At 43.4% G+C, this 25,134-nt stretch carries 19 protein-coding genes and 2 tRNA genes; 15 read left to right on the forward strand and 6 right to left on the reverse strand.

Annotated features, from left to right (window positions below; translation table 11 throughout):
* The first annotated feature begins 71 nt into the window (after window positions 1–71).
* The 8 genes from D1814_RS01925 (at window position 72) to D1814_RS01960 (ending at window position 10,343) form a co-directional block, all read left to right on the forward strand.
* A complete protein-coding gene (locus D1814_RS01925) occupies window positions 72–2,033 on the forward strand; it encodes a GGDEF domain-containing protein (protein ID WP_118489848.1) in 1,962 nt (653 codons plus the stop codon).
* A 117-nt stretch (window positions 2,034–2,150) separates the two neighbouring features.
* Window positions 2,151–3,656 (forward strand): sodium/proline symporter PutP, encoded by a 1,506-nt coding sequence (gene putP / locus D1814_RS01930; protein ID WP_118489849.1) that lies wholly within the window; start codon window positions 2,151–2,153, stop codon window positions 3,654–3,656.
* Between the two features lie 254 nt (window positions 3,657–3,910).
* Complete coding sequence (cysD, locus tag D1814_RS01935) at window positions 3,911–4,825, forward strand: sulfate adenylyltransferase subunit CysD (protein ID WP_118489850.1); 915 nt, start codon at window positions 3,911–3,913, stop codon at window positions 4,823–4,825.
* Entirely contained in the window at window positions 4,825–5,421 is a 597-nt protein-coding gene (gene cysC, locus D1814_RS01940) for an adenylyl-sulfate kinase (RefSeq protein ID WP_118489851.1), read from the forward strand. Before cysD ends, cysC begins: the two co-directional genes overlap by 1 nt.
* Window positions 5,421–6,212 carry a 3'(2'),5'-bisphosphate nucleotidase CysQ gene (gene cysQ / locus D1814_RS01945; protein WP_118489852.1) on the forward strand — a complete coding sequence of 264 codons (792 nt, stop codon included), beginning with the start codon at window positions 5,421–5,423 and terminating at the stop codon, window positions 6,210–6,212. Before cysC ends, cysQ begins: the two co-directional genes overlap by 1 nt.
* A gap of 1 nt (window position 6,213) precedes the next feature.
* The gene (cysN, locus tag D1814_RS01950; RefSeq protein ID WP_118489853.1) at window positions 6,214–7,629 is read left to right on the forward strand and encodes a sulfate adenylyltransferase subunit CysN; all 1,416 of its coding nucleotides are present in this window, start codon (window positions 6,214–6,216) and stop codon (window positions 7,627–7,629) included.
* A 16-nt stretch (window positions 7,630–7,645) separates the two neighbouring features.
* Complete coding sequence (locus D1814_RS01955) at window positions 7,646–9,370, forward strand: SLC13 family permease (RefSeq protein WP_118489854.1); 1,725 nt, start codon at window positions 7,646–7,648, stop codon at window positions 9,368–9,370.
* 268 nt (window positions 9,371–9,638) lie between these two features.
* Complete coding sequence (locus tag D1814_RS01960; RefSeq protein ID WP_118489855.1) at window positions 9,639–10,343, forward strand: YIP1 family protein; 705 nt, start codon at window positions 9,639–9,641, stop codon at window positions 10,341–10,343.
* A 78-nt stretch (window positions 10,344–10,421) separates the two neighbouring features.
* Here the strand turns inward: D1814_RS01960 and D1814_RS01965 are convergent, their stop codons facing one another.
* The gene (locus D1814_RS01965; protein ID WP_118489856.1) at window positions 10,422–11,375 is read right to left on the reverse strand and encodes a DUF3025 domain-containing protein; all 954 of its coding nucleotides are present in this window, start codon (window positions 11,373–11,375) and stop codon (window positions 10,422–10,424) included.
* 70 nt (window positions 11,376–11,445) lie between these two features.
* Between D1814_RS01965 and D1814_RS01970 the strand changes: the two genes are divergently transcribed.
* Window positions 11,446–13,113: a M28 family metallopeptidase gene (locus D1814_RS01970; protein ID WP_118489857.1), complete on the forward strand. Its 1,668-nt coding sequence runs from the start codon at window positions 11,446–11,448 to the stop codon at window positions 13,111–13,113.
* 389 nt (window positions 13,114–13,502) lie between these two features.
* Window positions 13,503–15,173, forward strand: coding sequence for an asparagine synthase B (gene asnB, locus D1814_RS01975; RefSeq protein WP_118489858.1), 1,671 nt, complete (start codon window positions 13,503–13,505; stop codon window positions 15,171–15,173).
* Window positions 15,174–15,224: 51 nt separating this feature from the next.
* Here the strand turns inward: asnB and D1814_RS01980 are convergent, their stop codons facing one another.
* Together D1814_RS01980 and queE are read right to left on the reverse strand one after the other, a co-directional pair.
* Window positions 15,225–16,109, reverse strand: coding sequence for an amino acid ABC transporter substrate-binding protein (locus tag D1814_RS01980; RefSeq protein WP_118489859.1), 885 nt, complete (start codon window positions 16,107–16,109; stop codon window positions 15,225–15,227).
* A 100-nt stretch (window positions 16,110–16,209) separates the two neighbouring features.
* Entirely contained in the window at window positions 16,210–16,884 is a 675-nt protein-coding gene (gene queE / locus D1814_RS01985) for a 7-carboxy-7-deazaguanine synthase QueE (RefSeq protein WP_118489860.1), read from the reverse strand.
* A 95-nt stretch (window positions 16,885–16,979) separates the two neighbouring features.
* Between queE and queC the strand changes: the two genes are divergently transcribed.
* A complete protein-coding gene (queC, locus tag D1814_RS01990) occupies window positions 16,980–17,636 on the forward strand; it encodes a 7-cyano-7-deazaguanine synthase QueC (protein ID WP_118489861.1) in 657 nt (218 codons plus the stop codon).
* 109 nt (window positions 17,637–17,745) lie between these two features.
* Here the strand turns inward: queC and D1814_RS01995 are convergent, their stop codons facing one another.
* The 3 genes from D1814_RS01995 to D1814_RS02005 form a co-directional block, all read right to left on the reverse strand.
* A complete protein-coding gene (locus D1814_RS01995) occupies window positions 17,746–18,672 on the reverse strand; it encodes a LysR family transcriptional regulator (protein ID WP_118489862.1) in 927 nt (308 codons plus the stop codon).
* Between the two features lie 441 nt (window positions 18,673–19,113).
* Window positions 19,114–21,129: an excinuclease ABC subunit UvrB gene (uvrB, locus tag D1814_RS02000; RefSeq protein WP_118489863.1), complete on the reverse strand. Its 2,016-nt coding sequence runs from the start codon at window positions 21,127–21,129 to the stop codon at window positions 19,114–19,116.
* Window positions 21,130–21,211: 82 nt separating this feature from the next.
* Window positions 21,212–22,594: an MATE family efflux transporter gene (locus D1814_RS02005; RefSeq protein WP_162889811.1), complete on the reverse strand. Its 1,383-nt coding sequence runs from the start codon at window positions 22,592–22,594 to the stop codon at window positions 21,212–21,214.
* Window positions 22,595–23,591: 997 nt separating this feature from the next.
* On the opposite strand from D1814_RS02005, the gene D1814_RS02010 reads away from it, so the two are divergent.
* The 4 genes from D1814_RS02010 to rsxB all read left to right on the forward strand — a co-directional run bounded on the left by D1814_RS02010 (window position 23,592) and on the right by rsxB (window position 25,129).
* Window positions 23,592–23,668: transfer RNA gene (locus D1814_RS02010), tRNA-Asn, on the forward strand.
* Window positions 23,669–23,695: 27 nt separating this feature from the next.
* Window positions 23,696–23,772, forward strand: a tRNA-Asn gene (locus D1814_RS02015).
* Window positions 23,773–23,966: 194 nt separating this feature from the next.
* On the forward strand, window positions 23,967–24,548 hold the full coding sequence (gene rsxA / locus D1814_RS02020) for an electron transport complex subunit RsxA (RefSeq protein WP_014975993.1): 582 nt from the start codon (window positions 23,967–23,969) through the stop codon (window positions 24,546–24,548).
* The gene (gene rsxB, locus D1814_RS02025) at window positions 24,548–25,129 is read left to right on the forward strand and encodes an electron transport complex subunit RsxB (RefSeq protein ID WP_118489864.1); all 582 of its coding nucleotides are present in this window, start codon (window positions 24,548–24,550) and stop codon (window positions 25,127–25,129) included. The genes rsxA and rsxB overlap by 1 nt, the downstream gene beginning before the upstream one ends.
* Window positions 25,130–25,134: the final 5 nt, after the last annotated feature.

The raw sequence follows: 25,134 nt of genomic DNA on the forward strand, positions 1-25,134 counted from the left end.
AGGATTAAAAAAACCGTTTTAATTATCAGCAAACATTTCAGCTTATCCGCAGTATAGAGGTAGCAAATTCAATGGCCGCTTGGTGTCGTTTTACAAGGGTGAAGTTTTGTCTACTTTTCATCATTTTTTTCAGTCACTCGCTTCAAGCACAGTTAGACAACAATTCTGAGAAGTTGAGGCTTAAAAAGTTAGATGCTTATAGTCGATTAGCAGCAATAACTATCTATAACTGGAATAATCAATCTGATATTGATAATGACCAGATAAAAGCTAAAATCAAAGATTTAAAAATTCAAACTGATGATAGTAGTGAAGGCGTAATCTTTAGACATTTATTTGCTACGGGGACAGCTAACGAAACGGAAGGCCCTCGAGTTCCAATATACGTTAAGACACCGTTACTAGAGAGCCACTGGAACGAGCTAAAATCGCTAAATACAGATTTGTACGCTGCCGCAAGGGCGTATTATATCTATGCCCGAGCAGTTAACGACTTTGACAGCTCCTCATTACGAATCAATGTTACAGTGCCTGCTCTTAAACGCTTAAAGCGTGAAGTTCTGGAAACGGGTAGCAAAACAGCAACCGCCATAGCTAGTGTGTGGCTGTCAATGGAACTCACCCTAGCTAACCCTATTCAAGCAATTAATGAACTAGAGTATGCTCTCCCCCACTTACCTGCCCGCTCTTCTACGCTTACTATGGAAAATGCATTAGACAGCGATACTGCCCATGAATGGCTTCGAATCGCTTTTACTGAGCTATCGGTACCAAGTCGAGCCTTCACTCATTCGATGAAGATAATCGAGCAAAGCAAGTTGAATGATGTATTCATTACATGGGCGTACTTTACTTCGGTTGACTCTCTTCTTCTTCAAAGTAAATACAAAGATGCGCTTCTTATCTCTGATAAGGCCCTAGAGTTCGTAAAAACTAGAAATACCGAACTTGAAATGTTTCTAACCCTCTATCAACGACTACGAGTACTCATGATGGGTTTTCGGCGAACTCATGATAACGAAATACAGTCCGTCGTAAACAAGATAGATACATTAAATATAGATAAAACTAAAATTAATCCAGAAGAGCTTGTTTATCTTTACCAGTCTTATAAAGCCATTGTTAAAAATAATGAAAGACAGCTCTCTTTGTCAGTTAATAAATTCGAAGATGTGGTTTTAAAGAAGCTAACTGCGACTGAGTTTAAGAAACAATATCTGCTACGAAAAGAACGCGAACTTGTAAGAATTTACGATACTGCAGGCAATTACGAAAAAGCCTATGAGCATTTAAAAGCGTACAACCAACTTCTCTTCGAGAAGAACACAGAGCAATTTCAGTTTTCTTCGTCTGACTTCTCCAACAGCATTGAGAAGGATATTGAGCTTGTCCATTATAGACAAAAAGAAATCAACGCACTGCGAGACGAAAAAGAAGGGCTATCCACCGATAAAGAGGCAATGAAAACCACTATTTTTGCGCTCATTGTCACTATTCTTCTTATACTTGCTTTGTGGCTTTGGATTTCTAAACGACAAAGCGACTTACTAGCGGAACGAGACTCTCTTACTGGCGCCCTCACCCGTCGCGCAATGTTGAACAGCCTTAAGAAGTCGCTTAAGGGCAACAATACATCGTGCATAGCCCTGCTTGATGTTGATAATTTTAAAAAGATTAACGATAGATATGGCCACACCGTAGGCGACGAAGTGCTAACTACACTCACTCGAATCATCAATAATAGGATTAGAAAATCAGATAAGCTTTGCCGATATGGTGGTGAAGAATTTTTGATCTACTTCTCTGACTCAGATGAACAATCGGCCAAGCGTATACTCGATGAGTTAAATGTTGCGCTTTCTCACCAAAAAAACTGGACGCATACCAATAAAAAGTTTTCAGTTAGCTTTTCTTCCGGGCTGCTAAATGTCGGCGGAGAAACAAATTTGGATACTATTATTAAAGCCTGTGACGAACTCCTTTACAAAGCAAAAAGGTCTGGGCGCGCGCGAGTAGAATCTTTCGCTTATTAAAAATTTTGCCAAACTTTATTTACCTATAGCCGTATAGAAAACAAGCAAGGTCGCCGACTGACGTGGAGACTCTAAGTCATAGGTGTTAGCATGAAAGAAAAAACATAGGGAATTTATATGGCTACTGGCACGATAATCTCGTTGGGTTTGTATTTTGTTGTAATGTTGGGAATAGGCCTTTTCGCCTATCGGCAAACAGACACCAACGTAGAAGGCTATATGCTTGGCGGCCGCCAGTTAGGCCCCGCTGTAACCGCACTCTCAGCAGGCGCATCAGATATGAGTGGCTGGATGCTCATGGGTTTACCTGGTGCTATGTACGTATCGGGCTTATCTGCAGGCTGGATTGCCGTCGGGTTAGTTCTAGGTGCACTCGCAAATTATATGTTGGTCGCTCCGCGCCTTCGCGTTTACACCGAAGTGGCTAACAACTCCATTACCCTCCCCGACTATTTCGAGAACCGTTTTGCCGATAATTCTCGTCTACTGAGAGTTATTGCTTCTGTGGTAATAGTCGTTTTCTTCACGCTTTATACCTCTTCTGGCGTTGTCGCTGGTGGAAAGCTCTTTGAGACATCTTTTGGCTTAACCTATGAGACAGGTTTGTACGTTACCGCCGGTGTTGTCGTTGCTTACACCCTCGTGGGTGGATTTATGGCAGTGAGTATGACCGATTTTGTGCAAGGCTGCATAATGTTCGTATCACTTATTATGGTACCTGCTGTGGTCATCAGTGAGCTTGGCGGCATTGGGGCTTCAATTGACGCACTAGATACCATTAACCCTGCTTTATTTGATGCATTTATGGATGCCTCGACTAACGAAGCATTAAGCGTAATCGGTATTGTTTCACTGATGTCATGGGGTTTAGGCTACTTTGGTCAGCCACATATTATCGTTCGTTTTATGGCTATTCGTTCGGTAAAAGATATTCCTACCGCTAGAAACATCGGCATGAGCTGGATGATTGTTTCTATCATCGGCGCGCTAATGACGGGTTTATTCGGGTTGGCTTATATAACCGGTAACGGCAATGATATTGATCCAGAAACAGTATTTATCTATCTTTCTCAAATTTTATTCCACCCACTTATTGGTGGCTTCTTATTAGCTGCGATCCTAGCGGCTATCATGAGTACTATTTCATCCCAGCTACTAGTAACGTCTAGTTCACTTACCAGCGACTTTTACCAAGCCTTCCTGCGCAGAGATGCGTCTGACGGTGAGTTGGTAGTAGCGGGTCGCGTAAGTGTTGTTGCTGTTGCACTTGTTGCTATCTATCTGGCTTATGACAGAGACAGCACTATATTGACCTTAGTAAGTAATGCGTGGGCGGGCTTTGGTGCGGCATTTGGCCCGCTAGTCCTGTTTAGCTTATTTAAACGTGAAATGACTCGCCGCGCGGCATTAGGCGGAATGATAGTTGGTGCTGTGACTGTACTACTGTGGATTTATCTTCCGATAGAAATCGGAGGCCAAAAGCTTGGTGCGTGGATGTATGAAATTGTCCCCGGGTTCATTCTATCGAGCTTAACCATAATGATTTTGAGTAAATCAGGTACACCAAGAGAAGGCGTGGTAGACACATTCGATGCATTCCAGACCAAGCTGAATGGAAAGTAATTAAAAAAATACCTCGTTAATAAGAGTAAATACAAAGCTCTGTTTAGTTTTCTAAGCAGGGCTTTATCTTTTTCTACCCCTGACAAATAGGGCCTTATGCTTCAATTGCATGACAGTTTTATTTATTGGAATAAGATTGCTATTTTAAATAGCAAAATCGCATACTACTTTTGAATTTAAATGTGTTATCGTTCTATGCAGAAAAATAACCCGCATATAACTTTTTTGTATATAACATAAATTCGGACTTCAAAATGACTGCTAGTATCCCGTCTGTAACGCATTTGAAACAACTCGAAGCCGAGAGTATCCAAATTTTCCGTGAGGTAGCTGCTGAGTTTGAAAACCCAGTAATGCTTTACTCTGTAGGAAAAGACTCTTCAGTACTGCTTCACCTTGCCCGTAAGGCGTTCGCGCCAGGCAAAATTCCGTTTCCACTTCTACACGTAGACACCACGTGGAAATTTGGCGAAATGATCAAGTTCCGCGATGAGCAAGCAGAGAAACACGGTTTTGATTTGCTTGTTCACATTAATGAAGAAGGTGTTGAAGCTGGCGTTGGACCGTTCAGCCACGGCTCAGCGAAACACACTGATATCATGAAAACCCAAGCGCTTAAGCAAGCGTTGAACAAATATAAGTTTGACGCTGCGTTTGGTGGTGCACGACGCGATGAAGAAAAGTCTCGCGCAAAAGAACGTGTATACTCGTTTCGCGACAGTAACCACCGCTGGGACCCTAAAAACCAGCGCCCAGAACTTTGGAATATCTATAACTCACAAGTTAACCAAGGCGAAAGTATCCGCGTTTTCCCAATGTCTAATTGGACTGAGCTAGATATCTGGCAATACATCTACCTAGAAAACATTGATATTCCACAACTTTACCTTTCTAAGCCCCGCCCAGTGGTTGAGCGCGACGGCATTCTTATTATGGTTGATGACGACCGCATGCCACTTGAAGAAGGTGAAGTACCAGAGATGCGCTCTGTGCGTTTCCGTACCCTAGGCTGTTACCCATTGACTGGTGCGGTAGAGTCAGAAGCAGCGACCTTGCCTGAAGTTATTCAGGAAATGCTGCTTACCAAGACATCTGAGCGTCAAGGTCGCGTTATTGACCACGACAGCGCAGGCTCTATGGAGAAGAAGAAAATGGAAGGGTACTTCTAATGGCCACAGACAACGTTGTTTGGCATAAACACGAAGTCAATAAAACCACGCGCTCTGAAAAGCTAGGCCAAACGCCTCGCGTATTTTGGCTTACTGGTTTAAGTGGTTCTGGTAAATCAACATTAGCTAACTTGCTTGAGAAAAAGCTTCACGAGCAAAACAAGCACACCTATCTGCTTGATGGCGACAACGTACGTCACGGCTTATGTGGCGACTTGGGTTTCAGCGACAAAGATCGCGTTGAAAATATTCGTCGCATCAGTGAAGTTGCGAAGCTATTTGTTGACGCTGGTACCCTAGTACTTACCGCTTTCATTTCTCCGTTTAAAGCAGACCGCGATTACTGCCGTAGCCTAATGGAAGACGGTGAATTTGTGGAAGTGTTTGTTGATACTCCACTTGAAGTGTGTGAAAAGCGTGATCCCAAAGGCTTGTATAAGAAAGCGCGCAGCGGCGAGATCAAGGATTTCACAGGCATAGATTCAGCCTATGAAGCGCCTGAATCACCGGAAGTACACTTAACCTATCAGGATGAACCGGCAGAGCAAACCGCTGAGCGTTTGTATGCTTTGCTTCAAGAAAAGGGATTGGTGTAATGACACAGCCTTTAAATACACTTGCACAAAAAGTGCTAACTATTGCCAAAGAAGCTGGCGATAGAATTATGGCGATTTACGAAAAAGATTTCGCTATTTATGAAAAGCAAGACACCAGCCCGCTAACCGAAGCTGACCTTGCCGCCCATAACGTTATTGTAAATGCCCTTGAAGCAGAATCGGACTTGCCTATTCTTTCTGAAGAGTCGGCAGATATTTCGTGGGATGAACGCAAAACATGGTCCTCATACTGGCTGGTTGACCCGCTAGATGGCACCAAAGAGTTTATTAAGAAAAATGGTGAATTTACGGTAAACATTGCACTTATCGAAAACGGCAAACCGACAATGGGTGTGGTTTACGCGCCAGCGCTAAACAAAAGCTATGTCGGTATTGTAGGTGAAGGTGCATGGACCGAAGTAAACGGCGAATTTACCTCAATTTCAGCACGCAAGCACGATGGTGCACAAGTGTGGAAAGTGGTAGGCAGTCGTTCTCACCAAAGTCCTGAAATTCAAAATTTATTGGCACAGCTTGAAGGTGAAACCGAGCTTGTGGCGATGGGTAGTTCACTAAAACTTTGCTTAGTGGCAGAGGGCGAAGCGCATCTTTACCCTCGTTTGGGCCCAACATCTGAATGGGATACAGGTGCAGCACATGCAGTCGCACTAGCTGCAGGAGCAAATGTAACTGTTTTAGATCCAGAAAATCCATTAGATGACAACGCCGACGCTCTTACCTATAACCAAAAAGAGTCTGTGTTAAACCCCTTTTTCCTTGTGAGCGCATAACATGAACAACGAAAACGAATTATTAAGACAGGACATTCTGTCTTACCTTGAGCAACACGAACAGAAAGACATGCTACGTTTCCTTACTTGCGGTAGCGTAGACGACGGTAAAAGTACCCTTATTGGTCGCTTACTTCACGATTCAAAAATGATTTATGAAGATCAGCTTGCTGCTATTACAAAAGACAGTAAAAAAGTGGGTACTACGGGTGAGAAAGTTGATCTAGCCCTTCTTGTAGACGGTCTTCAATCTGAGCGTGAGCAAGGTATTACTATTGACGTAGCATACCGCTACTTTTCTACCGAAAAACGTAAATTCATCATCGCTGATACCCCTGGGCATGAGCAGTACACGCGTAACATGGTAACAGGCGCGTCTACTTGCGACCTTGCGATTATTCTTGTTGATGCCCGTGGCGGTGTTAAGGTGCAAACTAAGCGTCACTCCTTCCTAGTTTCACTTCTAGGTATTAAGCACGTTATTGTTGCAATCAACAAAATGGACTTAATGGACTATTCAGAAGAAGTGTACAAGCAGATTCAGGAAGATTATCTTAAGTTTGCTGAACAGCTTGATATCCCTGACATTCAGTTTGTTCCTATCTCAGCGCTTGAAGGCGATAACGTAGTAGGTAAAAGCGAAAATACGCCTTGGTTTGACGGCACACCCCTAATGGAGATGCTAGAAAACATCGAAATTGGTGAAGACGACAACCAAGAAGACTTCCGCTTCCCGGTACAGTATGTTAACCGCCCTAACCTAGACTTCCGAGGCTTTGCCGGTACGGTTGTATCAGGTCAGGTTGCGCCAGGCGATGAAGTGACTGCACTTCCATCAGGCAAGAAATCAAAGGTGAAGCAAGTCGTTACGTTTGAAGGCGATCAAGAGCGCGCTTATGTACCTCAAGCGGTTACGCTTACTCTTGAAGATGAAATTGATATCTCTCGTGGCGACATGATTGTTAAATCAGATAACTTGCCACTACTTAATACTCAGTTCAAAACGCATTTAGTGTGGATGGCAGAAGAGCCGCTAATGCCAAACAAGCAATACTTGTTTAAGTTTGCGACTAAGTCAACGCCAGGGGTTGTTGCTCATATTGATAATCAAATTGACGTGAACACGCTGGAAGAAAAAGATGCCATGCACCTAAACCTTAACGAAATCGGTGTGGTTGACGTTAAGTTCACTCAGCCAGTCGCCTGTGACCCCTACAAGCGCAACCGTCCTACTGGTTCATTCATCGTTATCGACCGTTTAACCAATGGTACAGTAGGTGCTGGTATGATCATCGACGACATTGCCGGTGATGCACAACATACTTCGCCTAACTTCTCTGAGTTTGAACTTGAATTCAATGCATTAGTTCGCAAGCACTTCCCGCATTGGAACTCTGTGGATATCAGTAAACTATAAGCAGGACTGGAGCAATATGGATGTGACCCAGTTCATCGTACTGGCAATTTTTGCCAGTACGATATGCGCGCTGATTTTTACCAGTCAGCGCCCTTCCACTGTATTTTCGGGTGCAGTGTTAGCATTACTAGTTACCCAGCAGTTATCTCTTGATGACATCTTGCTGAACTTAACAAACAAGGGCCTAATCACCCTTGTTTTGTTACTTTTAGTGAGCAGTGCTATTGATAAAACTGCGTTAATAAAACGCATTGGCAGAAAACTCGTTAGTGCTAACTTTACGCAGTCTTATTGGCGACTGTTTTCACTCACTTTTGTTTCTTCGGCACTACTTAACAATACGGCAATTGTGGCCAGTCTTATTGGCCCCATAAAGCAAAATCAATATCACCCCGCTTCCCGATTACTGATCCCGCTTTCCTACGCCGCAATACTCGGTGGTACCGTTACATTAATTGGTACCTCAACTAACCTTATTGTAGATAGTTTTCTGCAAGAGCATGGGCACCCAGGCTTCAATTTTTTCGACTTCACTTTGTATGGCTCTATTGCAGGACTAAGTTGTGGCCTTCTTATGTTCATGTTATTACCTTTGTTGCCCAATATCGGCAACAAAAATAGTAACTATAACGCGTATATGGTTGAGGCAGAAGTTGAACCAGGTTCAGAGTTAATCGGCAAAACCGTAGAGCAAAACCACTTACGTAACCTGCCCGAGCTATTTTTGGTAGAAGTGGTGCGCAATGGCAACCTTATCTCTCCAGTTGGCCCTGACTTAGTTATTCTGGAAAACGACAAGCTAATCTTCTCGGGTAATGTGCAAAAGCTAGATAACTTAAGCCACATAAAAGGTCTGAGCATGTTCGCAGAAACCGATGGGGTATTGCGTGAAAGCTTAACTGAGGTAGTGGTGGCTAATCGCGCTCAGGTTATCGGGCAGACCATTAAAAAACTTGGCTTCAGAGCTTTGTTCGATGCTGCTGTCGTGGCCATTCGTCGAGACGGTGAACAACTATCAGGAAAGTTAGGAGAAATAAAACTTCAAGCCGGTGACTTTTTACTTTTAGCAACAGGTCCTGACTTTGCAACTCGTCAAAACTTGAATAAGAACTTTTTTATTCTATCTGAGCAAAAAATTGCCCGCCCATTAACTAATAGGCAAGAGTGGATCACCCTCGGCGGTTTCCTTACCACAGTATTATTAGCCGCGACTAATATAATTTCATTAGCTATCGGTCTACTGTTCTTAGCCGCTGTGCTTATCGGTGTTAGGGTTACGTCAAACGGCGAAATGAAGCGAAACCTCCCGCTAAACTTGATTGTTGTGATCGTCGGTGCGCTGAGTTTAGCCACTGCACTCGAAAACTCTGGGGTCATTATGTCGACAACCGAAGCGCTAATGCCTCTTTTGGCGGGTACTGACTGGTTTGTAGCGCTCGTGGTTATCTACTTATTCACCTTACTTTTAACCGAGTTTGTAACCAACAATGCGGCTGCAGCATTAATGTTCCCGTTTGCTTATGGGCTAGTGCAAATTATCGGCGCACCGCTAATGCCATTTGCTTTAGCAGTTGCCTTTGCGGCAAGCGCGAGCTTTATATCGCCATTTGGTTACCAAACCAACCTCTTAGTTTACAACGCTGCCAACTACAAATTTGCGCATTTTATAAAGATAGGGCTACCTATATCTGTGATGTACAGCACAATAGTGCTAACACTGCTGAATATAACTTATCTATAGACTGTTTATGGTTTGCCACCATAGAAAATAAGAGGGAAGCCTAGCTTCCCTTTTTACTGCTTTTTAACCGAGCATGCGCACTACAATTAACTAGCCTTATTCATTTTCCCTTACAAAAAATGTTTCTTTATCAGAATCTTGTTCTGTACATAATCTTTGCCCGCCAGTAGTCTTTATAATTATCCACGTGTTAACGAACAATAATTTACAATCATTGTTTTACACAAAAACTGAACAGCAAATAATAACTAAGAAAGAGGAGCAAGGGATGCACACTGTGACGAATCCTTTCCAAGCGTGTAATGATATCTTTTTTAAACCGAATGGCGTCTTCAAAGCAGTTGGCGAGCACAACAACTGGAGCTGGATGCCGTTTATCTTGGTTATGGCGATTACGCTGGTATCACAATATCTCTATGTGAACTTTGTCGATATTGAGTGGTTTGCAGAAATGAACATTGCCGCACAAGGTGATATGAGCCCGGCTGAAGAAGAACAGATGAAGGCTTTCTTTACCAGAGATGCGCTTCTTTGGTCTTCTATTATCGGCGCTTTTTTTATTCCTCTTATCGTTAACGCTGTTTATGCCGTTTACGTAAACCTGATGACTCGTTCAGACGATAGCCATGTTTTCGGTTTCACAGATTGGTACGGTTTTGCATGGTGGCTTTCAATGCCATACGTGCTAACTGGTTTAGTTGGCGTTGCGCTTTTGATGTTCGCGGGCGACCATCAGGTGGCTCCATCAATCTTGTCACCAGCTTCTTTGGGCTTTATTGCAAGTATTCCTATGGACTCGCCTTGGTATGCTTTCGGGCAAGCTTTAAGACTAGAGCTTTTTTGGGGAATTTATTTGGCCACTGTAGGCATCTCTCAATGGACGTCTTTTCCTCTTAAGAAAGCGGCACTCATTGCAAGCGCCCCGTATGTGGTTATTTACGGCATTTGGTTGATTGCTTTAGCGCTATTTTAAAAGACACTTTCAATAGTCCGCTTTCCATTTGGCTATTTGTTGACGCTGCTCCGATAAAACTGGGGCAGCGCCAAACTCTTAAGACCATAATGGTAGCTGAATTGTCGGCTTACTTCCCTCCCGTAGCGGTCTAAAATAGTCTTTATTCTGATAAAACACTTCATCTTGTTGATAGTGCCACAAAGGTACGCCAAGCAGAGGCAATGGCTTTAAAAGCGGTGTGCTCTCAAAATAATTTAACGCTTTGATACGTACTGTCATCGCATTATCTAACACCAAGCGCTGCCGCCATTTATCGAGACGGCTAAAGCCTTTTGGTACAGCCACTGCTAACCACTTGCCGGTAAGGCCGACAAATGGGTTTAGCATCATCTCTAAATTCGCGTGCCCGAAGATAAAAGGGCTAACCTGTGTGTGCCACAGTGCTCGTTTTTCAATAAAGACACGCTCCCACTGATGGGAGGCTAATTCCGCTAAAAACGTTTCAAGGGTGTCACTTTTATGTGGCGTACCTCTCATGGTCTTATCTGGTGCTTCATTATTTGAGCCCGCAAGTGTTGTCAAGCGCTCAGGCTTTTTTAAAGCAATGCTCTCAGGCGCTTCAATGGCAAGCACTACACCACACTCATCAAAGTGTGTAATGCGGTTGCGGCGTGCCGTTCTGGGGTTTACACCGTGCGTATTGATATCGCTGATATGTAGCGCATTTAATAGAGATTTTGTTTTAGGAAATTGCAGCCAAATAAGTGCATTAAATAAGTCGTGCCAGCTTTGCTCTCGAGTAGGAACTACACCGTCTTCACTAATGATAGTCTCATAATAACGTTGATCATCATTTGGGAACTGGCTTTGCCCTTTGAACACAGGCCCCTGCCAATGCTCATAATACCGAGTCGCTAATTCATTTAGCTGTTCAGGCGTAGGGAATTCGTCGTTACTTAGCAAGCCAACCTCTTCAAGAAGCGCCGTAACCGGTTTACTGGCGTGTTTTAGTAAGTAGTCGTTACAGAAGGGGATTAAGTTTGATTGCATATCAACTATTGGTTCGCTTTGGGGTTTTCTCTATACTGGTCGCGTATTGTAGAGCAAACAGAGACTAACAATGAAAAAAATGTTTTTGCCATTGCTTGTACCTACCCTTTTAGGCGTAAGTGCTTGCACTCCTAACAACGACAGCACCTCAACAAACGAGTCGGCCCTGAAAAGTATGCCTGTGGCTTCTAACTTTGACAGCGTTTACAACAGTATTTCTGATGCTGATATTCGCGAGCCGCTAAAAGTCTTGTCTTCCGACGAGTTTGAAGGTCGTTTGCCAACGACTGAAGGTGAAAAGAAAACCATTGATTATTTAGTAAGCGAATTTACAAAAGCGGGGCTTAAACCTGGTAATGGGGATAGTTTCCTTCAAAAAGTAGCGCTTATGGAGATCACTGCTGATCCTGATATGACCATGACCATTGGCGACAATACCTTTGCCTACAAAGAGCAAATGGTAGCCTCTTCAAAACGCGAGCAAAACTCGGTATCTCTTGAAGACTCTGAACTGGTGTTCGTTGGTTACGGTGTAAATGCACCAGAATACGACTGGAACGATTACGAAGGGTTAGATGTTAAGGGCAAAACCGTGGTTATGCTAATCAACGACCCTGGTTTCGAAAACCCAGAAAGCGGTAAGTTTCAAGGCACTACCATGACCTATTATGGCCGTTGGAGTTACAAATACGAAGAAGCAAGCCGACAAGGGGCGGCGGGCGCCATTATTGTTCACGAAACCGCGCCAGCGTCTTACGGCTGGTCTGTTGTTGCAAACAGCTGGAGTGGTCCTCAGTATGGTTTAGTTAGTGCCGACAAAGGCGCGAGCCGCGTTGCGGTTGAAGGTTGGCTTACGTTAGATGCAGCGAAAAAAGTGTTTGCCGATGCCGGCCTTGATTTCGAGGCAGAAAAAGCAAACGCTATGCAGGGTCCATATAGCAAAGCGATGGATATCAAAGCGTCGGTTACCGTGAAAAACACCTTCAAAAAGTCAGAAAGCAACAACGTAATCGCCACGTTACCAGGTACCGAGTTTCCTGATGAGCATATTATCTACACAGCCCATTGGGATCATCTAGGTAAAGACGAAAGCAAAGAAGGTGACCAAATCTATAACGGCGCTCACGACAACGCCACAGGTTCTGCAGCAATGCTTGCTATGGCTAAAGCCTATTCAGAACTTTCGCCTGCGCCTAAGCGCTCAGTGTCGTTTTTAGTGGTTACGGCTGAAGAGCAAGGGCTACTGGGTAGTAAGTTTTATGCGAGCAACCCTGTTATTCCTATTGAAAATACCGTTGCAAACATCAATATGGATGCAATGAACGTATTGGGTAAAACCAAAAACGTTGCTGTTGTAGGCATGGGCAAATCAGAAATGGAAGACTACCTTGAAGCCGCTGCGGCAAAGCAAGGCCGAACACTTACCCAAGAAGGCCGACCTGAAGCCGGTTACTACTACCGTTCTGACCACTTCAGCTTTGCAAAACAAGGTGTACCGGCACTTTATGCAGAGGGCGGCAATGAGCCAGCAGATGAAGAAACGGCTAAATATAGAAAACGTATGAACGTTATCGTGACAGGCTGTTACCATCAAGTGTGCGACCAATATCGCGATGATTGGGACTTAAGCGGTATTGTTCAAGACACGCAGATGCTGTTTGATGTAGGTGTGGGCGTTGCGAATGCAGATGCTTGGCCTAAATGGAATGAAGCAAGTGAGTTTCAGCGCAAAAATTAATATACGCACTGAGTTCTAAACGTTAAAAATGCTTAGTTATGCATTAAAGCTAAAAGGGCCTTTTCATAGGCCCTTTCTTGTTTATCATTCCCAAAGCACTGATTCAAGCAGCTTCGAATCGCTATTTTTTACTATTCAGTAAACTCACGCGCTATTTATTTATGCACTCAAAATAGGATAAAAATGTTAATAAACGGCTATTTTGAGATAAAAGGAATAAGTATTTCCATTTTCTCATCATAATGTACTTGCAATTTCCTGTCAGACTGGCACATTCAAGGCACGCGAAAAAAGAATAAAAACAATCCTTCGCCCACTCGTACGCGAGTACCGACAGAAAAAAGCTTCTATTATTTTTTTTCAACAAGTGAACAGAGAGAATCCGTTATATGTGTGGTATTTTCGGTATCCTTGATATCAAAACCGATGTGTCTGAACTCAGAACCCAAGCCCTCGATTTATCAAAACTATTGCGCCACCGTGGCCCTGACTGGTCGGGTATCTGGAATAATGACAATACCATTCTTTGTCACGAAAGACTGGCGATTGTCGACGTAGATACAGGGGCTCAGCCTCTTATCAGCCAAAACGATAAGCAAATTCTTGCTGTTAACGGCGAGATTTATAACCACAAGCAGCTAGCCGCTGACTTAGATGAGCCGTATCCATTTAAAACCCGTTCAGATTGTGAAGTTATCCTTCCGCTTTTTCAGCAAAAAGGCATCGACTTTATTGATGATTTAGAAGGTATGTTCGCGTTTATTCTTTACGATGAAGAACAAGACGCTTACCTGATTGCCCGTGACCATATTGGCATTATTCCGCTTTATACGGGTTATGACGAACACGGTAACTTTTATGTTTCGTCAGAAATGAAAGCACTAGCGGGTGTATGTAAGACAATTAGTGAATTTCCTCCAGGTCACTACCTGTGGAGCAAAGAAGGAAAAATCACTAAGTATTACAAACGCGATTGGATGGAATACGACAACGTAAAAGACAACACAAGCGATTTAGACGAACTTCGCGTAGCGTTTGAAAAAGCAGTGAAGTCACACATGATGTCTGACGTGCCTTACGCAGTATTGTTATCTGGAGGTCTAGACTCATCACTGGTTTCTGCTGTAGCTGCGCAGTACGTAGCCAAACGTGTTGAAGATGAAGACAAGACTGACGCGTGGTGGCCACGCCTACACAGTTTTGCTGTAGGTCTTGAAGGTGCTCCTGACCTTAAAGCAGCGAAGAAAGTAGCGGATATGATTGGTACCGTTCACCATGAAATTCACTTCACTATTCAAGAAGGTTTAGATGCCATTCGTGATGTTATCTTCCATTTAGAAACCTACGACACAACCACCATCCGCGCCGCGACTCCTATGTACCTTATGACCCGTAAAATTAAAGCGATGGGCATTAAAATGGTGCTATCGGGTGAAGGCTCTGATGAAATCTTTGGTGGCTATCTGTATTTCCATAAGGCACCAAATGCCAAAGAGTTCCACGAAGAAACGGTACGTAAGCTCGATCGTCTTCATATGTTTGACTGTGCTCGTGCCAACAAAGCAACGTCAGCATGGGGTGTTGAAGCACGTGTTCCTTTCTTAGATAAGAACTTTATTGACGTAGCCATGCGCCTTAACCCACAAGACAAGATGTGTCTTGATGGCAAAATGGAAAAATGGATCCTTCGTAAAGCGTTTGATAACGGCGAAACCCTTCCAGCAGAAGTATTATGGCGTCAAAAAGAACAGTTTGGTGACGGCGTGGGTTATTCGTGGATTGACTCAATTCGCGACTTTGTTGAAAACGAAGTAACCGACCAGCAGCTGGCTACTGCGGAATTCCGCTTCCCAGTAAATACACCTGACACCAAAGAAGGCTACTACTACCGCACTATTTTCGAGAGCTACTTCCCTCAAGAGAGTGCTGCGCGCTGCGTACCAGGCGGCAAGTCAATCGCCTGTAGTACTGCAGAAGCTCTTGAGTGGGACGAGAGCTTTAAGAACAATGCCGACCCTTCTGGTCGCTCAATGAAAGACGTTCACGCTGGCGAGTCTTAATAGACGCAGCGAAAAAACAACATGTAAAAAACGCAGCTTAGGCTGCGTTTTTTATTGCTGTTTTACTTTATACCAGAGTGCAGAATTAGTGAGAGGCGTTTCAATAGGAAGCAATGGGTTTTCCAAAGTAAATATTTTGCGCTCACTAACGTCTAGAGATTCTAAGATAGGCGAATAGGTAGATTCAAACAAGTCGTCAAATGACCCGTCTTTTATGGCTCTATTTAACCCAGTGTGAATGAGATTTTCTAATGTTTTATTATTTACATTAACGAAGTAATACATTGCTGTGGGGTAATAAAGTGCCATTGAAGGCTCAAGGTAGAGGTTAGTGACAAGGCCCTCTTCTTCGAGTTCTGCGCTCACCTCCATCACCGAGCGGGGAAAAAAGTCGCCTTTTCCTTGCTTTATCATGTCATACGCAGCACGAAATTCAGGCACAGTGAAGACATTGAACCCGTTAGCTTGCAAAATTTTGGTATCGGGCCACTCTTCCCCTTGGATAGGGACAAGTTTACGCATATCGTTTAGCGACAATACGTTATCAAACTTCGACTTCTTATCTTCGTTTATAACGAAGACCCGAAAGCCAATAAGCCCTTTGGCGATAGGTATTCGAATGGGAGTCAGTTCTTTTTCACGCTGGTTATCTGTCATGCTCCAGACAACGTTCACTTCCCTATTCTCACGAAGCTGACGCATAGCCTTACTCGTCAGTAATATGCGATCCGAAGGACGCAGCTCGTAATTAACACCTGTTTTATCGAGAGCCAGTTTAAGTAAAGCGATTGGATATTGAGCCCGCGCGTCAGAGTCGTCGATAGGCCTGGGGTAGGTAATCGTCCACGTAGCGGCATCAGCCATTGGTACGATAGCCAAAAGACACAAAGTAATCGCTGCAGTAACAGCTTTTTTAAGCAAGTTTAAGCTGTGCATTTTCTTTATGCCCACGTTGAATTAAAGAGTGAGTTAAAGAGTGAGTTGAGCACTCATAGTCGCGTTTTATTCTTCCAAGAGGCCGATGCGTATTAAACATTTACTCAATGCCAATGTATTTGTGTGTTTGTAAAGATAGCCGCCAGTTGCGCTCAATACAAGTACGCACAGCCAGTTCAGTCGCTCGCTTCTGCTGGCTAATTGGTTGTAAACAAACCTGTTTTCCTTCTAGCGATGATACATTGCTCAACAGCGCGTCAAGCTCATCAATATGCTTTTGCATAGCAATAGGATGCTTAATTTCGTTTGCTCTTTCTAATGCGCTGACTAAAACATCGTATCCACCTTTCATATTTATTTTAGGTGAAACGGTAACGTAAGTGCGCTCGTCACACATAACTTCAAAGGTGCCGCTGGTCTCAATTTGTGTGGTGTAACCACTATCGTGTAGCAAGGTTGTCAACGGACGTAGATCATACATGCAAGGCTCACCACCTGTGATGACCACGTGTTTTGCCACGTACCCTTGTTTACTAAATTCGGCCAGTAAGGCGTCTTCGGTTGAGATGAAATAGCTTTCTGACTCTTTACCTTTGGTTATCACCGCCTGTGGCGAAACACTTAAATCAGGCTTAATTTCCCATGTATGTTTGGTATCACACCATGGGCAGCCTACAGGACAGCCCTGCAGGCGAACAAAGATAGAAGGAATACCTGTGTGAGCTCCTTCACCCTGGATAGTTTCAAACATCTCATTGATGTTTAATGTGGACATTACAGACAAATTGACACCCTTTAACGATTGTATGTTGGGATTTTACCAAGGATCACATAAAATTCGGGGATAATTTCTTAAATCTTCAAAAAACTATGTCAGAAAATGTTGTTGTTATCTATTCAGGAGGCATGGACTCTTTCACGGTACTGCACAAAGCACTAAAGGCAGGCAAAAAAGTCCACGCATTAAGCTTTAACTACGGTCAGCGTCATAAAAAAGAACTCGACTATGCGGCTGGCGTGTGTCAATCACTTAATGTGCCACACAAAATTGTTGATATTAGCGCTATTAACACTCTTATTGGCGGCTCTGCTCTAACGTCAGATATCGACGTGCCTGAAGGCCACTATGAAGAACCAAGCATGAAACAAACGGTAGTGCCTAACCGTAACATGATATTGCTGTCATTGGCGGTTGGTTATGCTGTGAGTTTGGACGCCAATGAAGTCTATTATGGTGCACATTCAGGGGATCACGCCATTTACCCCGACTGCCGCCCAGAATTCGTGTATAAAATGAATGATGTATGCGGTATTGCAAACTATACCCCCGTTACCATTATGACGCCTTATATCGACGACAGCAAAACAGCTATTTTGACCGACGGTTTGTCAATGGGTTTGGACTATGGGCAAACATGGACATGCTATAACGGCAGAGAAAAAGCCTGCGGGAAATGCGGTGCATGTGAAGAGCGTTTAGAAGCTTTTAAGGAAAATAACGCTACCGACCCTTTAGAGTACGAATAAGCACTATTTATACAGATAAACAGTCTTTATAAAAGGCACCTCTTGTTTCACGCGCATTTATGAACGTTTTAAAACAAGAGGTGTTTTTATATTAGCGGTGGTTATGAATCTATTTCTGACTTTCAGAAATAAAATAGCTTAACTCTTTAATGCAGTGACGCAATACCGGGTTTAATCGCGTGTTCTTGCCGTTCATCACAAACAACTCGTGACTAAAGTTAAAGAGACTACCTTGTGCAATAGGCACAAGCCCTAACGCCGCCCCCTGCTCTTTTGCCATGTAATCAGGTAACAATCCGATATATTCGCCCGTCATAATTGCGGACATTGCGGCGTCAAAAGAATCAGAAAAGGTTTGAATAGATAGCCTGGTCTCATCTTCAATATAATTAGCCGATGACAGGCCAGCGATACCAATCGCAGGATAATCACCAATTTTCACATTCTCTGGCAGTTCAGTGTCGCGATACTTTGCCAACGGATGGGTTGGCGCACAATATAAACGCCCTTCAGTTTCAATTCCCACAGGGTGAAAAGTCACTGATTCGGGTTTTACCATGTCATAGGTTGAAACCACTAGGTGACACTCACCCGAAAGCGCTACATGTTCTACTTCGTTATATAAGCGAGTTTGGATATTCACATGGATATCATCAAACTTTTTCATTGTACTTTTAACCGCTTTACTTACAGCCATGTGCATTGAAAGAGGGAGGCCTGCCATTAACACTAGCGTGATATGACCAGAGTAGTCATCGTGTAGGGATTTGAGGTTGAATACAAAGTTATCGAATGCGTTGAAGATGCGCTTGGTTTCTTGAAAAACCACCTCACCTTCTTTTGTCATTTGAAAACCACCACGCCCACGATGGCATAGCACCAAATCCAAACGCTCTTCCAGCTTTTTAATGGCGGCACTGATATTTGGACGTTGCATACGTAACACGGGTTCAGCCGCAGTAAATCCGTTGCAGCTTGCTACAGCATAAAACACACGCAGTAGCTTGATATCTGACTCCTGAAGACGATTAAGCATATTAGCACCTGTTTTTAGGTATAGTTATAGATACTCTAACGAGAACTATATGTAACTAATCGTGCTATTACAACGACATTTTGCTGCTTTTCGTCTCATTTAATAATAAAAAGCTAACTTTTCTGTTTAGTAAATAGTTGTCTACGCGAATATTTTTACATAAGTAAAAAGAACATAAGCGAAGGTGAAGAGAAGATAATGATGTGTTATTCAGATTTATACGAAACATGTGCGCTAAAGACTTTATACCAGTCCGTATAGATAATTACCCACTCAACGAGAGTTAAAATGCCCGTAATCGCGGCGTGTTACCGTAGGTATAGTGGTTCTACATTAAGATGACACAACAAAGCGTATGGACATTTTAAACTCGTCCATCAGGAAGGTCTGGCAAGTGGAGCGCCCCCAATAAGTTTTGAGGGCCTTGGTTGTGTAAAATGCTTAAGAAAGCGCAACTACCTGTTTTCTTAGTGATTCAATATCGTCACGAAGTGAAGCCGCTTTTTCAAACTCAAGCTCTCGGGCATATTCAAACATCTGCTTTTCAAGTTCAGTAATTTGATCCATCAACTCGGTTGCACTTGCTGTCTTCTGTTGCTTTTTCTTTTCTTCAACTTTGCGCAGTCTTACCTTACCAGAAGCAGGATGCGCACTTTCGCCTAAATCCATAATATCGGTAATAGGCTTGTTGAGTCGCATTGGCGTAATACCATTAGCTTCGTTGTGTGCTATTTGCCTTTCACGACGACGATCCGTTTCGTCTATCGCCTTTTTCATGGACTTAGTAATGCTGTCACCATATAAAATAGCTTTACCATTAACATGACGGGCTGCTCTACCAATAGTCTGAATTAGAGAGCGTTCGGCCCGCAAAAAGCCTTCTTTATCGGCATCTAAAATAGCAACGAGCGAGACTTCAGGCATGTCTAAACCTTCACGTAAAAGGTTGATACCGACCAATACGTCAAATTTACCTAACCGCAAGTCGCGAATAATTTCAATACGCTCAACAGTATCAATATCAGAATGTAGATAGCGTACTTTTACGCCATGCTCGTTTAGGTATTCGCTTAAGTCCTCGGCCATTCGCTTTGTTAGCGTAGTAATGAGCACACGTTCGTCGAGCTCTACACGCTCTTGAATTTCAGAGAGTACATCATCGACCTGAGTTGCTACAGGGCGTACTTCAATAACCGGGTCTAATAGGCCTGTTGGGCGTACCACTTGCTCAACTATCTCACCGTCAGTTTTCTTCAACTCATAGTCGCCCGGCGTTGCAGAAACATAAATGGTTTGAGGGCAGATTTGCTCAAATTCTTCGAACTTAAGCGGGCGATTGTCTAACGCAGATGGCAATCTGAAACCGAATTCCACCAGGGTTTCTTTTCTAGAGCGATCCCCTCGATACATGGCTCCCACTTGGGAAACAGTTACGTGAGATTCGTCGATGAACATCAACCCATCTGCTGGGAAATAATCTAATAAGGTCGGAGGTGGCTCGCCCGGTGCACGTCCTGACAGATAGCGGGAGTAGTTTTCGATGCCCGAACAATAGCCTAGCTCCATCATCATTTCGATATCGAACTGGGTACGCTGTGAAATACGTTGTTCTTCAATTAGCTTGTTCGCTTCTTGAAGCTGCTTTTTGCGATCGCCCAATTCGACCTTAATATGCTCAATAGCATTTAAGATTTTCTCTCGCGGTGTTACATAGTGTGTTTTTGGGAAAACCGTCGCGCGAATAACTGACTTATCCACCGCGCCCGTTAACGGGTCAAATAAACTAATTTTATCTATTTCATCGTCAAACAGCTCAACCCTTACGGCTTGCTTTTCAGAGTCGGCGGGGAAAATATCAATGACATCGCCACGCACGCGAAATGTACCCCGTTCAAAGGCCAAATCGTTACGCTTATACTGCAGTTCAGCAAGGCGACGTAGAATATCACGCTGATCCATGGTATCGCCCTGTCGAAGATGCAACAGCATTTTCATATAGGATTCAGGATCGCCCAAGCCATAGATTGCTGACACACTCGCAACAATGACAACGTCTCTGCGCTCCATCAAAGCTTTAGTGGCAGATAAGCGCATTTGCTCGATGTGATCATTAATCGAGGCATCTTTTTCAATGAAGGTATCGGTACTGGGAACGTAAGCTTCTGGCTGATAATAGTCGTAATATGAAACAAAGTACTCTACGGCGTTATTGGGGAAGAACTCTTTCATTTCCCCGTATAGCTGAGCCGCAAGTGTTTTATTGTGTGCCAGTATAAGCGTGGGTCGCTGCACTTCTTTAATGACGTTAGCCATAGTAAAGGTTTTACCTGACCCCGTAACACCCAGCAGTGTCTGGCCGGCCAAACCACTTTCCAAGCCATCTACCAAAGCTTCAATGGCCTTAGGCTGATCGCCCGCTGGCTTGTATTTAGAATGAAGCTCAAACCCTCTACTCATTTATTTAACCTTTCCTTTAGCTTACTGCTTAATATTTTTTGCGGGCATATTTTCTTAAAAATATAGCGAAACGAGATTAGTGCTAGCCGCGCTGAGCATCTACCGTGTCTGTTTCCAACTGAGCTAGCGCCCGCTTGAAAACAACAAGTGAAACACACGCCATTGCAATATTTGCGATGACGGTACCGGCAAATAACCCTTTCAGATCGAAGAAAAAACTACCGGCAACGCTTATTGGTACGAAGAAAATAAATAAGCGGATGACACTTAATACTAACGCCGTCATGGGGCGGTGCATTGCGTTCAACGATGAATTAGTCAGAATGATAATGCCTTGCATGCCGTAACCCAGTGGCACAATCATCAAAAACAGCTGTATTAATACGCTTACCTCTGCTTCATGAGCAAAAGCAACGGCTATCCAACTAGACATTGCCCACATAACCAGAAAAATGCCGAACTGCCAAACTAGAACAAACTTCAAAGTAAGCGAATATGCTTTTTTTACCCGCTCTACCTGCCCTGCTCCTACGTTTTGGCTGATAAATGGGGGCAGCGTCATAGAAAGCGCCAGCACAACAATACTGGCAATAGACTCCATTCTATTACCTACCCCCCAAGCTGCAACCGCTTCGGCGCCGTAACCAGCAACTACAGCTGTCATTACACCACCAGCAACAGGGGTTAGCATATTTGCACCTGCCGCAGGCAGCCCTATTTTCAGAATGTCACGGCTGCTATCACGCAGTTCGGCTAGTGTTAGTAGTCGAGGCAACATCAACTTTCGCCGGACGGCTAAAATATAAAGTATCCATAGTGCACCGACTATCCATGCAATAAAAGTAGCCAGCGCCGCCCCTTTTATTCCCATCGCCGGAATGGGACCAAGTCCGAAAATGAAGATGGGGTCAAGCAATGCGTTTAATCCACCGCCCGCCGCCATAACTATACTGGGTGTTCGGGTATCGCCACACGCACGCAGCACACTATTGCCCACCATCGGCATAGCTAAAAAGATGCTCGACAAATACCACAACCCCATATAATCAGATATGTATGGCATTAAGTTGTCTGTCGCATTAAGCAATTTAAACACAGGCTCTATGGTAAAAAAGCCAATTATTGCCAATGTCCCTACCAGTAAAACAGACAGCATTAGCGAGCCTGTAGCATAGTGTCGAGACTTAGTTATTTCCTTACTACCCTGCAACTTCCCTATTATTGCAGATGTTCCTATACCTAAACCAATGTTCAGACTTATTACTGTAAAGGTCACTGGAAAGGTAAAACTGATAGCGGCTAAAGGGTCTGTACCCAACAAGCTCACGAAAAAGGTATCGATAAGCCCAAAGCTCATCATCATTACCATCCCCAATATCATAGGGATAGTCATACGCTTTAACGTAATACCTATATCTGCTCCCAATAAGTCGGAAGTACGTTGTTTAGCGTTACTTTTTATCACTCGAGCTCCGGCTAACTAAAATCCCCTTATTAACTGCGCGTTAGTGTAAAAGAGTGAACGCTATTTAGCCACGCTGTTTCGATAAACACAGCAAAGCACAAGAGGGAGAGAAGAAACACTGTGTTTTTGGCAAAAGTACATACGCTTTACGAATTCGTACGCTATTCGGTAAAAGCAGTACTTATAGGTAATTTTGCGCATTCAATGCCTCTGTAAATCTATGACAGTTTGATTTCTAATTCATTTCACTTTTAATATTGTCCCTACTAAAGTTCGTTCGCATCAGACTTTCATAGCTTAACGGTTGAAAGACCAACAAAAATGTTAACAACTTGTAAGCTACCGAGAAATAGCACGGATTTATTTGGATAGCATTTAGTCATTCGTTGAATTAACACACAAGCTACTTTTTGTTCAACCGATCTATTTAGATCGAGAATCGCGATCGCCAAAAAAGACCTAACCCTATGTATTTTATAGATTATTACAACATAAGCTGTACTATTCAAACGGATCAAGTTATACCTGATCTCATAAAAACATTAGACGAATATAAGCTATCAACATAGTTATCCACAGATTTAGTGGATAACTAGCGCTAGACCATATTCGACGGGATTTCGTGCTCGATTAAATTCTCATCACGTAAGTGGTGACTAACCTTTTAATCCTCAGGTACAGGTTACAGATTTATTAAAGCCTGTACATAATAACAGTATGGAAGCAATTTTTTATTCTTTTTAGTTATAGCGCTTAACTTTACCGAGATATACGAGAAAACGGGAAAAACCATTTCTTCAGAAATTAAAAGCACACTCGTTTACACGCTAAGAAGTAATAATGAGCAGTTATTAACCATTACTTTCATTACATTGACGACAAAATGAGCATTAAAGCCGCAAAAAGCTATTTTTTGCGCAGTCAGTACAAATATTTCATTTATGTTGTTGACAGTTCCTAAGTACGTCTTTAATATTCGCCTCCGTTGAAGCACAGGTCCCCCTTAGCTCAGTTGGTTAGAGCGACGGACTGTTAATCCGCAGGTCCCCCGTTCGAGTCGGGGAGGGGGAGCCAACTTCAGCAAACAACTTAGGTGTCGATTCCCCCTTAGCTCAGTTGGTTAGAGCGACGGACTGTTAATCCGCAGGTCCCCCGTTCGAGTCGGGGAGGGGGAGCCACTTAGTTGGCTTCTAAATCGTCTCACCCACTTCATTCTATTTTAATTCCTAAAACAACGCGTTTAGACATTAAATAACCCTAATTCAATCAAGTTGTTAAACCCGTTCTAAAAAGGGATAATAGACCTAATCTGTTTTTCTTTTTAATTCGCGGGCATTGTCCGTCAAGATTCCTCGAAGGAATTGCGTTATTCATGACTGAATTTTTACTGCTATTGATTGGTACAGTACTGGTTAACAACTTCGTGTTGGTTAAGTTTCTCGGTTTATGCCCGTTTATGGGTGTATCTGGAAAACTAGAAACCGCTATGGGTATGTCTATGGCCACAACATTTGTACTTACCCTTGCCTCCGCTTCAAGTTACTTAGTTGAAACCTATTTACTTGCCCCCTTAGGTATTGGCTACCTCAGAACGCTGGCATTTATTCTTGTTATTGCAGTAGTTGTGCAGTTCACAGAAATGGTCGTGCATAAAACAAGTCCTACCTTATATAGATTATTAGGTATATTCCTTCCTCTTATCACAACCAACTGTGCAGTTCTTGGTGTCGCTTTATTGAATCTTACCGAGCAACATAATTTCATGCAGAGTCTTATCTATGGATTCGGGGCTGCGGTAGGTTTCTCCCTGGTGTTAGTGTTATTCGCAGCCATGCGAGAGCGCCTAGCTGCAGCTGATGTACCCGTTTCTTTTAAAGGCGCGTCTATCGCCATGATTACTGCAGGCCTCATGTCCCTCGCATTTATGGGATTTAGTGGATTGGTGAAGGTGTGATGTCAATGTCTACTGCTATCATACTTGCTGTTATTGCAATTGGTGTCCTTGCCCTTATTTTTGGCCTAGTCTTGGGCTATGCGAGCATTCGCTTTAAAGTAGAGGGCGACCCACTAGTTGAGCAAATCGATGCTGTGTTACCCCAAACCCAATGCGGGCAATGTGGTTATCCAGGTTGTAAGCCTTATGCTGAAGCTATTGCAGATGGCGATGACATAAATAAGTGCCCACCTGGTGGCGAGGCAACAATCAAAAAACTCGCAGACTTGATGGGGGTTGAACCCAAACCACTTGATGCAGCACACGGCGAAGAAGACGTTAAGAAAGTTGCTTTTATTCGAGAAGATGAATGCATCGGCTGTACTAAGTGTATTCAAGCCTGCCCTGTCGATGCCATATTGGGTGCCGCAAAACATATGCACACAGTTATTACTGATGAATGTACAGGATGTGACTTATGTGTAGACCCTTGCCCCGTCGACTGCATTGACATGGTGCCAATCGTTCAAACTACTTCCACTTGGAAGTGGGATTTCGAATCATCACCTAAAGGTGATATCCCTATCAAAATGGTATCGTAATTGTG

It is taken from the genome of Alteromonas sp. BL110 (genome assembly GCF_003443615.1).
GTDB lineage: Bacteria > Pseudomonadota > Gammaproteobacteria > Enterobacterales > Alteromonadaceae > Alteromonas.

What these genes read in the sequence shown, in the direction of transcription:
- D1814_RS01925 (WP_118489848.1), top strand. Translation starts at nt 72, where the DNA reads ATGGCCGCTTGGTGTCGTTTTACAAGGGTGAAGTTTTGTCTACTTTTC.
- putP (WP_118489849.1), top strand. Translation starts at nt 2,151, where the DNA reads ATGGCTACTGGCACGATAATCTCGTTGGGTTTGTATTTTGTTGTAATG.
- cysD (WP_118489850.1), top strand. Translation starts at nt 3,911, where the DNA reads ATGACTGCTAGTATCCCGTCTGTAACGCATTTGAAACAACTCGAAGCC.
- cysC (WP_118489851.1), top strand. Translation starts at nt 4,825, where the DNA reads ATGGCCACAGACAACGTTGTTTGGCATAAACACGAAGTCAATAAAACC.
- cysQ (WP_118489852.1), top strand. Translation starts at nt 5,421, where the DNA reads ATGACACAGCCTTTAAATACACTTGCACAAAAAGTGCTAACTATTGCC.
- cysN (WP_118489853.1), top strand. Translation starts at nt 6,214, where the DNA reads ATGAACAACGAAAACGAATTATTAAGACAGGACATTCTGTCTTACCTT.
- D1814_RS01955 (WP_118489854.1), top strand. Translation starts at nt 7,646, where the DNA reads ATGGATGTGACCCAGTTCATCGTACTGGCAATTTTTGCCAGTACGATA.
- D1814_RS01960 (WP_118489855.1), top strand. Translation starts at nt 9,639, where the DNA reads ATGCACACTGTGACGAATCCTTTCCAAGCGTGTAATGATATCTTTTTT.
- D1814_RS01965 (WP_118489856.1), bottom strand. Translation starts at nt 11,375, where the DNA reads ATGCAATCAAACTTAATCCCCTTCTGTAACGACTACTTACTAAAACAC.
- D1814_RS01970 (WP_118489857.1), top strand. Translation starts at nt 11,446, where the DNA reads ATGAAAAAAATGTTTTTGCCATTGCTTGTACCTACCCTTTTAGGCGTA.
- asnB (WP_118489858.1), top strand. Translation starts at nt 13,503, where the DNA reads ATGTGTGGTATTTTCGGTATCCTTGATATCAAAACCGATGTGTCTGAA.
- D1814_RS01980 (WP_118489859.1), bottom strand. Translation starts at nt 16,109, where the DNA reads ATGCACAGCTTAAACTTGCTTAAAAAAGCTGTTACTGCAGCGATTACT.
- queE (WP_118489860.1), bottom strand. Translation starts at nt 16,884, where the DNA reads ATGTCCACATTAAACATCAATGAGATGTTTGAAACTATCCAGGGTGAA.
- queC (WP_118489861.1), top strand. Translation starts at nt 16,980, where the DNA reads ATGTCAGAAAATGTTGTTGTTATCTATTCAGGAGGCATGGACTCTTTC.
- D1814_RS01995 (WP_118489862.1), bottom strand. Translation starts at nt 18,672, where the DNA reads ATGCTTAATCGTCTTCAGGAGTCAGATATCAAGCTACTGCGTGTGTTT.
- uvrB (WP_118489863.1), bottom strand. Translation starts at nt 21,129, where the DNA reads ATGAGTAGAGGGTTTGAGCTTCATTCTAAATACAAGCCAGCGGGCGAT.
- rsxA (WP_014975993.1), top strand. Translation starts at nt 23,967, where the DNA reads ATGACTGAATTTTTACTGCTATTGATTGGTACAGTACTGGTTAACAAC.
- rsxB (WP_118489864.1), top strand. Translation starts at nt 24,548, where the DNA reads ATGTCAATGTCTACTGCTATCATACTTGCTGTTATTGCAATTGGTGTC.